The organism is Acetonema longum DSM 6540 (assembly GCF_000219125.1).
Taxonomy (GTDB): domain Bacteria; phylum Bacillota; class Negativicutes; order Sporomusales; family Acetonemataceae; genus Acetonema; species Acetonema longum.
Genome location: NZ_AFGF01000033.1, coordinates 1 through 7,859, shown reverse-complemented (window position 1 = coordinate 7,859; position 7,859 = coordinate 1). Strand labels below are relative to the sequence as shown.

8 protein-coding genes are annotated in these 7,859 nt (G+C 50.6%); 2 read left to right on the top strand and 6 right to left on the bottom strand.

The genetic code is table 11. The features are described 5' to 3' along the window. Positions 1-32: 32 nt before the first annotated feature. Positions 33-1,766 carry a ShlB/FhaC/HecB family hemolysin secretion/activation protein gene (locus tag ALO_RS04350; protein ID WP_040292711.1) on the bottom strand — a complete coding sequence of 578 codons (1,734 nt, stop codon included), beginning with the start codon at positions 1,764-1,766 and terminating at the stop codon, positions 33-35. A 281-nt stretch (positions 1,767-2,047) separates the two neighbouring features. Beyond that, entirely contained in the window at positions 2,048-2,647 is a 600-nt protein-coding gene (locus ALO_RS04345; RefSeq protein WP_004573128.1) for a nitroreductase family protein, read from the bottom strand. Positions 2,648-2,857: 210 nt separating this feature from the next. Here ALO_RS04345 and ALO_RS04340 point away from each other — a divergent pair, with 210 nt between their 5' ends. Beyond that, positions 2,858-3,634: a DUF169 domain-containing protein gene (locus tag ALO_RS04340; protein WP_004573127.1), complete on the top strand. Its 777-nt coding sequence runs from the start codon at positions 2,858-2,860 to the stop codon at positions 3,632-3,634. Here ALO_RS04340 and ALO_RS04335 read toward each other — a convergent pair. Next, complete coding sequence (locus tag ALO_RS04335; RefSeq protein ID WP_238528206.1) at positions 3,618-4,724, bottom strand: radical SAM/SPASM domain-containing protein; 1,107 nt, start codon at positions 4,722-4,724, stop codon at positions 3,618-3,620. The two genes, ALO_RS04340 and ALO_RS04335, sit on opposite strands and share 17 nt — an antisense overlap. A 142-nt stretch (positions 4,725-4,866) precedes the next feature. Continuing rightward, positions 4,867-5,409 (bottom strand): hypothetical protein, encoded by a 543-nt coding sequence (locus ALO_RS04330; protein WP_004573125.1) that lies wholly within the window; start codon positions 5,407-5,409, stop codon positions 4,867-4,869. A 192-nt stretch (positions 5,410-5,601) separates the two neighbouring features. Between ALO_RS04330 and ALO_RS04325 the strand changes: the two genes are divergently transcribed. Beyond that, positions 5,602-5,820 (top strand): hypothetical protein, encoded by a 219-nt coding sequence (locus tag ALO_RS04325; RefSeq protein WP_040292709.1) that lies wholly within the window; start codon positions 5,602-5,604, stop codon positions 5,818-5,820. Between the two features lie 140 nt (positions 5,821-5,960). Here ALO_RS04325 and ALO_RS04320 read toward each other — a convergent pair whose 3' ends face one another. Together ALO_RS04320 and ALO_RS04315 are read right to left on the bottom strand one after the other, a co-directional pair. Continuing rightward, positions 5,961-7,406, bottom strand: coding sequence for a cbb3-type cytochrome c oxidase subunit I (locus ALO_RS04320; RefSeq protein WP_004093221.1), 1,446 nt, complete (start codon positions 7,404-7,406; stop codon positions 5,961-5,963). Between the two features lie 30 nt (positions 7,407-7,436). Beyond that, a partial coding sequence (locus tag ALO_RS04315; RefSeq protein WP_004093220.1) for a c-type cytochrome occupies positions 7,437-7,859 on the bottom strand: 423 nt, incomplete at its 5' end.

Here is a 7,859-nt window from a genome sequence, read left to right as displayed (position 1 = left end):
TGATTGCCATGGGGTCACCTCGGTTCAATGGTTTAGAGCTGCAGGAGGAGTTGAAAGCCGTAGGTCTGATCGGCGGTTTCAAATCCCTCCGGTTTGTTTAGCGGCCAGCCGATGAAGGCGTCGTATTGGAGGGGAATGTGTTTCATGGCTCCCCGGAATCCGACGGCGCTGCCCCAGAGTTGTTTGCCTAGAAGGTATTGGGTGGAGGGGCCGGTAATCCGGCCGTAGTCTAAGGCGGTGTAGAGTTGGTTGGTTTTATTGAGGGGGATCTGGATTTCATTGCGGATAAAGAAGCCGCTTTCAGCGGATAGGGTTTGTTCGCCGTCAAAGCCGCGAACGGTGTAGCGGCCGCCGATGCTGAAGAGTTCGGAGCCATAGAGGAGATCATTGGTGGTTTGGCCCCGGAGGTGGAGAGAGTAGCGGCTGTTGGGAATGGGGACGAAGGAGGCGGGCATATCCAGGTTTAAGTCGAGGGAGTAGAGGTCGTAGAGGGTGGTGGCTTGGCCCGGCTGGTCATCGGTGACGCCGGGGCGGGCATCGCCCCAGGGGACGCCTTTTTGGTAGCGGAGGGCGGTGTCGAGGACGGTTTGGCCGAAGTATTGCCGGTGAGTCAGGCCGATGCGGGCGGCGGTGGTGTCTTGTCGCTGGACGGTGATTTCGGCGTCTTGGATGTAGCTGCGGCGTTGTTTGTGGATGACGGCGAGTTCGAGGTTAGTTTTGCGGCTTTGGTCCCGGTGAAGAAGCTGAGTGAGGATGAGTTGCTGTTCTTGGCTTTCTCCGGAATATTGAAAGGGTTCCAGCGCGGTGGCTACGGTTTGGTGATAGGTGTTGTCGGATTGGCTGAAGCTGAGGGTTTGCCGGCCGAAGGGGATGGAGTAGGAGAGGCTGTTGGAGCGGGTGCCGCGCTTTTCGCCTTGGTTTTCGGCGTCTTGATTGAAGGAGAGGGTCAAGATGTCGTTGGCGGACAGGAGGTTGTCGAGGCCGAAGGAGAGTGAGGCTTGCAGTTGGCCGGTGCTTTTGGCGCCGGAGTCGTCGAGGGTGGTGAGGATTTGCCAGTTCTTTTTGCGTTGGACGGTAATGAGAATGTCGCTCTGGCCGGGGGTGTCGGAGGGTTGGATTTGGATGTCGGCGTCTTGGGAGGAGGGACGGCGCATTTGTTCGAGGCCTTGCTCGAGGTCCCGAATATTGAGGAGGTCGCCTGAACGGAGGGGGAAGGCGTTTTTCCAGGTGCCCCAGGTGTCGGATTCGGCGAAGCGGATGTGGCCGACGGTGCCGGGGGCCAAGTCGAAAAATAAAATGCCAGCCGCTATGTCTTGTTCTCTAACATAAATGCGGCTGGTGATGTATCCCCGGTCCACAAGGGCTTCGTTGACGGTTTTGACGAGGAGGTTGATGCCCTGGAGGCCGATAGCCTGATTTTCATATTGTTGGAGGTAGCGTGCGATCCAGGAAAATTGTCGGTGACGGGGGCCGCGAAGATAGATTTTTCGGATAAGGAAACTGGGAGTTTCCTGAGGGAGGGTGATTTTGGCGAGGGTCTTCTTTTCTTTGCCAAGACGAGTCATGGGTTGCTGGCTGCGCTTTTGGCTGTCTTCCTGGGCTTGTTTGGCGGCAAGTCGCTGTTCTTGCTGGCGCAGGAATTCTTCCTGGGTTTTGAGGTCAGTGTCGCTGGGGGCGGCGAGGAGAGGGGCGGGGAGGGATAAGGAGATAATGAGGGCAAGCAGGGAAATCGGATTCTTGGAGAGAAGCATACGGTCACCTTCCATGATTCAGTTCAACCGGGAGCAATTGCATAAAAGAGTGCGGTGAATTGCCAGGACTAAGAGTCATATTAAAAGATTGGTTTGTAAATCCAGGTTTTACTATTATTGTATATATAATAGTCTCATTGTAGCGCATAGATTCCACCCCGACTATCAGACTTTCGTCCTATTTCATACGAGGCTTTTGTCTCGTTATGTGATATAGCCGCAGGCAAAAAAATCCACCAGCGCATATTTCCTATTTTTTGTCGCTCCTGAACTTTGCTGCCGGAGAAGATTTTTACTTATTTATAAATCCTGACCCGGTCGCTTAATGGCTGAAAATCCTTGGCCTCCGGCTCTGCCGTCGGCTTGCCGAAAGGCATCTGGGCAATGAGCTGCCATTTGTCGGGGATATGCCAGGTCTGTTTGACTTCGGCGTCGATGAGTGGATTATAATGCTGCAAAGAAGCACCCAATCCTGCCTCTTCCAGCCCAACCCAGATCACATGCTGCAACATGCCGGACGCATGGTGGGACCATATCGGAAAGTTGGCTTTATACAGAGGGAACTGGCTCTGCAGGCCTTCAATTACGCTCAGGTCTTCAAAAAAGAGTACGGAACCGCAGCCATTACGGAACGAATTGATTTTTTCCGCTGTAGGGGCAAATTTATCAGCCGGCACAAGTTTCTTCAACTCATTTTCAGTCATGTCCCAGAGCTTAGTATGTTGTTCCCCGAGGAGCAGGACGACGCGGGCGCTTTGGGAATTGAAGGCGGAGGGAGTGTACTGTACCGCATTGTTCACGATTTCTGTCAGGCTCTCCTCCGTAATGACACTTTCTTTACTGATCCCATAATAACTTCTTCTGGCCTTTACCGCCGTGAAAAATGATTTTTCCATTTTCAGCCCTCCTGGTTAATAATCTTTATTGCTAATCTCATCATATCCTATCTACCATAATTTATCAAATATTAAATCGCACCGGATAAATTGGATTTTTTTCAAATATTCAATACTATTACGCTGATTGGCTTTGTGCTATGGTATAATTTAACCAATCCGGCAAAAAGATTGAAGCTTTATATTCAAAAAAAGAAGAGGTGAAGCAACATGAACAGTAAGATTTCCCAAGCTATCGGTACAAGATATTCTCCAGTAGCCATTCTCTTTGGCGCGGAGAAACCGGCAGCTGCCATTCAATTTCAGGAAGGGCGCTGGGGCTGTATTGTGTCCATGCTGAATGCAGCCGCCAAGGGAAGGACCGCCGTGTTTGACCGCAAGACCCATGGCTGCATCGGCGGCGGCGCGGGCCTTGGATTTGGCAACACATATCTGGATTTTCCGGGAGGCATAGAGTATTTTTTATCGAAAGGCAATCCTGCCTTCTGTGAAAGCGAGGCAGGGAAAAACATCGTCCGGAATATGCCGGCCCTGAGACACGGCGAAGCCTACAAGAAAAATCCGGCATTTGCCAAGTCCTTCGCTGATGCTCTGCCTTATTATGATGTCTCGGCCGAATACATCATCTTTAAGTCTCTGGCGGAACTCCTGCCTGAGGAAAAGCCGGAAGTCATCGTTTTTCTCTGTACGCCGGATCAGATTTCCGCCATGGTGACCCTGGCCAACTATGGCCGGGACGGCGGCGATAACGTAATCGTCCCCTGGGGGGCCGGCTGTCATACCATCGGCATCATCCCGCTGAATGAAGGAAAATCCGATAACCCTCGAGGAGTCATCGGACTGACGGATATAACCGTCCGGAAACAATTGGATAAGGATATCCTGTCGTTCAGCGTTCCCTATAAAATGTTTCTGGAAATGGAAAGCAATGTGGACGAAAGCTTTCTAACCAGGGAGAGCTGGCTGGATCTCAAACAACGGAATTAGAGTAGGAAGAGCAGTCATCATCCTTAGCAGCTATCTTAACCCAACGGGCAATTTCCTGATGTACGGCCCAGAACCGGCAATTTTCTTCTGATGGCGTAAAGTGGTCGCCGGTTTGTTCATAATTAACCGCATAGCACCCGCCATTGCAGGGATGGCTGCATTGGCTGCATTGGGGCAAATGGCGGCTTTTGGATATTTGGAAAGGCGCCAGAAGGCCATAATCGATCCCGGAATGCACATTGCCGATGATGCATTGCCCTTTTTTCGATGTCAGCCCAAGCAGTTTCGAACAAGGGCTGACATCGCCGTTAGGAGCCACGGCAAGAGATGTGGCTCCCGCCTGGCAGCCCCAGCTGCCGTCTGGTTTTATCACAGTCTCGAATTCTTCAATGTATAGGCTGGCGCCGGCTTCTTTCAGAGCATAATAGTCCTGCTGTATAGCGGCAAGGCCCAGGCTGTACCGTCGAATTTCTTCCTGGCTCCAAAGCCTGGCGCCCTGTGCCGGGGCAATAATAAACTGATTGATGCCCAGGTCAACCAGCTGTCTGAAATCCTGCCTCATACTGTCGACAGCCTCGATGCTCACTGTCATTCTGGCTCCAAGCCAGCCCTGGTATTGCCGCAGCAGCGGGATCAAAGCCACGATCTGCTGCCAGGTTCCTTCGCCATTTTTCGTCTTTCGATATCGGTCATGAGTTTCCGGACCGCCGTCCAGGCTCAGCAACAGATTGATCCGATATTTAGAAAAAAAAGCAAGCATAGCTTCGTTGATCAATGTGCCGTTGGTGGTTACAGCCCACTCGACGGCAATATTTCTTTTTTGGGCATTTTCCAGAGCATAAGGCACGATTTTTTGGATAAGTTCAAATTCCAGCAAGGGTTCGCCGCCAATCAGAGTGATAGTCACGTTCGGATATCCCTGGGTCAGAAGCAGATCAATTGCCTTTGCCGCCGTGACGAAATCCATCCGGTCCTCAGGACTCCGGTTATGGACAAAACAGTATTCGCAGGCTAAATTGCAGTGAAAGGTCAGATTCAATTCCAAAGATGCCAGAACAAAGCGGTTCATTTCCCGGGACATCAGCTGCACCAATTTTTCGGCATCCGTTTTTTTGAGGCCAAAGTGTTTCCTCAAATCCGCCATAAGAGCTTGGGGGGAGTACCCCGGATTCCGCCCTGGGTACTCCCCGATAAAATCTGCAATTTGATGCAACCATTGCATGTGATTTGGCTCAGTCATTGTTCTGTTCCTTGTTCTCATTCTCTACTCTATCGCTATTTTCCTTTGTATCATCAGCTTCTCTGGGAGGCGCAAAACCGACAAACTTACTTATACAAGGTACGTTCGGCTTTGGTGGCTGTGGCGGTTTTGGCTGCCAGGGCGGTTGAGGTTGCCAAGGCGGCTGCCAAGGTGGTTGGGGTTGCCAGGAAGAACTGAAGAATCGTCTGGGACAGAAAAACCGTCTGCAGCCATGGGGCGGCCTGCAGGTATAGCTTTGCGGGCATAAGAAGCCGCCATAGCCAAAACACTGATAGCGGGCCTGGTCAGTGCCTTCCACCTGTCGCAAAATCTCTTCAAAGTCACTTTCCGACAGGGGGTCTTCCTCTTCCCAGACAATTTGCACCGAATCCACCCGTAAAGTGGCCATTCCTTCGTCAGTACCCAGCCGCAGGGTAGTTTCATCGACCTCCACTAATTCCCCATATAGTTTCGTTCCATTTGACAATTCAAGCGCCACCGGTCTACCCAGCCTGCCTTTTAATTGATTTAACACTTCCTCACTCCTCGTTGCCTGTAGTTGTATACAATAGGATCTCATTACATCATATTGCGATACAATGATTTAGGTGAGTCGTAACCCAATGCACCTTTCCAGACAAAACCGATTACCGGCACCAAACTATTTTAAGCGCCATAAATTATATCAGAACTATGCAAGAGAGCAATTGGGATGAGAGGTAGCGGCATGAATGGCGATAGTATAAACAGGCTTGTAATCCTGGCCTTGGCATTGACTGTACTCGGCGATTTTCTTGCTCTCTTAGCTGAACTATTAAACCAGCGATATACAAACAACGCGTCAAAAGAGGCGGAAATAAAGCTACAGGATGAGCTGAATCAGATCCACGGCGAACTGGCTGCATTAAAAGCCCGGTTTGATCAATCACTGCCACCGGGCGGCTAAGACCGCCTTTTGCGACAATTTCGCCAAACAGACAGTTTGCAAAGGAACATGCCGGAAATAACAGCCCCCCGTCTGCACCAACAGACGGGGGGCTTGCTTATGGTCTTGTTTTCAGATACTGCTCCAGCAATACTTTCGTTTTATTCTAANGCCTGTTCCAGTCTGCCCGCCGTAACCGCCAATTGCCGAAATCTGCCGTGTAGTTCCTCAAACCCCAATCCAGGCAGCGCCTTGAGTGACTGCAGCGGAGGAAAACAAAGGGGAAAATGACTCCAGGCTTTTTTGATGATAACGTAGGTCAAAAGAGAGCTGCCGGCAGTATATGTAAGCCCTCCTGCCAGCCGCAGCACCAGCCAGGGGAAAATCACCTGACGGGTTTGAGCCACCGAAAATCCCGAAACATGCCAGAAATACGCCTGCATTCCGCCAGAAGCCAACAGGGAGATGGCCATAATGAGAAGTCCTCCATTGATTAAAAGGATCCCCATACCGCTATATTGATAGCTTTTTTGATCCAGTGGGATTTCTGCGAAAAAAATATAATAGCTCAAGGCCAGCACCAAAAAGCCGAATACACCAAAGAGAGCCAGATGGGAATGGGCCGAGGTGATATAAGTGCCGTGAATATACCGGTTCACGGACGGGATAGCCATCAAAAATCCCAGTACTCCCGCCCCAAAGATATGATAAAACATGCTGCAGGCAATCATCGCCATGACGATGGTTTCCCTTTGTCCCAGCCGGAAAAAATATTTTGTTTTTACGGTTTTCACAAGAGAATACAGCAGCAACAGGGTCGGAACGATCTGCACCGCGCTGAACGCACCGCCTACCCAGATCCAGTAATAGGGCCCTCCGATCCAGTAATAATGGTGCCCGGTAGCAAAAATTCCGGTTATAACCATAATACTCATATCCAGATACAGCACGTTTTCAAGAACGGCTCGCTGCATCCCCGGCAGGGTCACGAGAGCTGCCGCTAGCACACCGAAGCCCAGCAGCTCCAAGCTCATCTCCTCCCACAGATGCACCACCCAGAACTTGATAAATTCTTCGGCCACCGGATGAGAATAACCCAAAATGTTGGGAATAAAAAAAACAACCAGGGTCAAGCTCCCCGCCAAAATACTCACCAAAGTGGCCCGGCTTTTCGGCATCGCTGATGCCCGATAGGTCCGGAATAAATTGTAAAGCAGCATGCTGATGGAAATCGCCACTCCCACCTTAAGAATTGGCAGTGCTTCCAGATACTCGATACCTTGGTTAAACCCCAAAAGCAGCGAGCCGAGTATGATCAGAATCGTCGCCAAAAACAGCCAGTAATTCGCTTCGATCAGTTTCAGGCTGTAGATCTCCCGGCCGGCTTCACTGCAGAAGAAATAATAGACGATGCCCATCATGCCAAACAGCGGCCACATAATACTGATGTTGAGGTGAAAGGACCTGCCGGCCGTATAGGGAATCGGCGAGGGAAAATCGGGAAATGCGGTTGTCAGCCCTCCGCCCAGGGACATGATCCCCTGAAGACCAAACAATAAAAAAGTCGTCAGGGCATATTTATAGCATAGTTTTTTGGAAATGAACATTTTTTTCTCCCTTTTATATGGTGTCTTTGCTTACTTCCCGCCGACAGGAGTGTTCTTCACATTGTGCGGCGGCCAGCCGGCAGTATCGATGCTATTTAAAAAACGGAGGTAAGCTGCCATTGCCTCGGCTTCCGTTGGGTTCAGCCGGTCATGGCGCATGGATTTGGCACCGCTTAGGAACGGCGGATCTGTCAAGTATCTGGTAATGGCTTCTTCCCCTTTTTGACCGTAAATCTTGGTAAGATCCCCCCCCATATAGCCACCGTTGCCGAAAATGGTATGACACTCAATGCAGGCTTTCTTTTGAAAGACGGTTTTACCAGCGATCGCGTCAGCCGGGATGGGATGCTGGGAGGAAGATATAAGAATGGAGTGGTAAACCAGGAAGGCAAAGAGACCGATTATTAGCAATAAGAGACTGAAAAATCCGTAAAATTTGGTCATAGCAATACC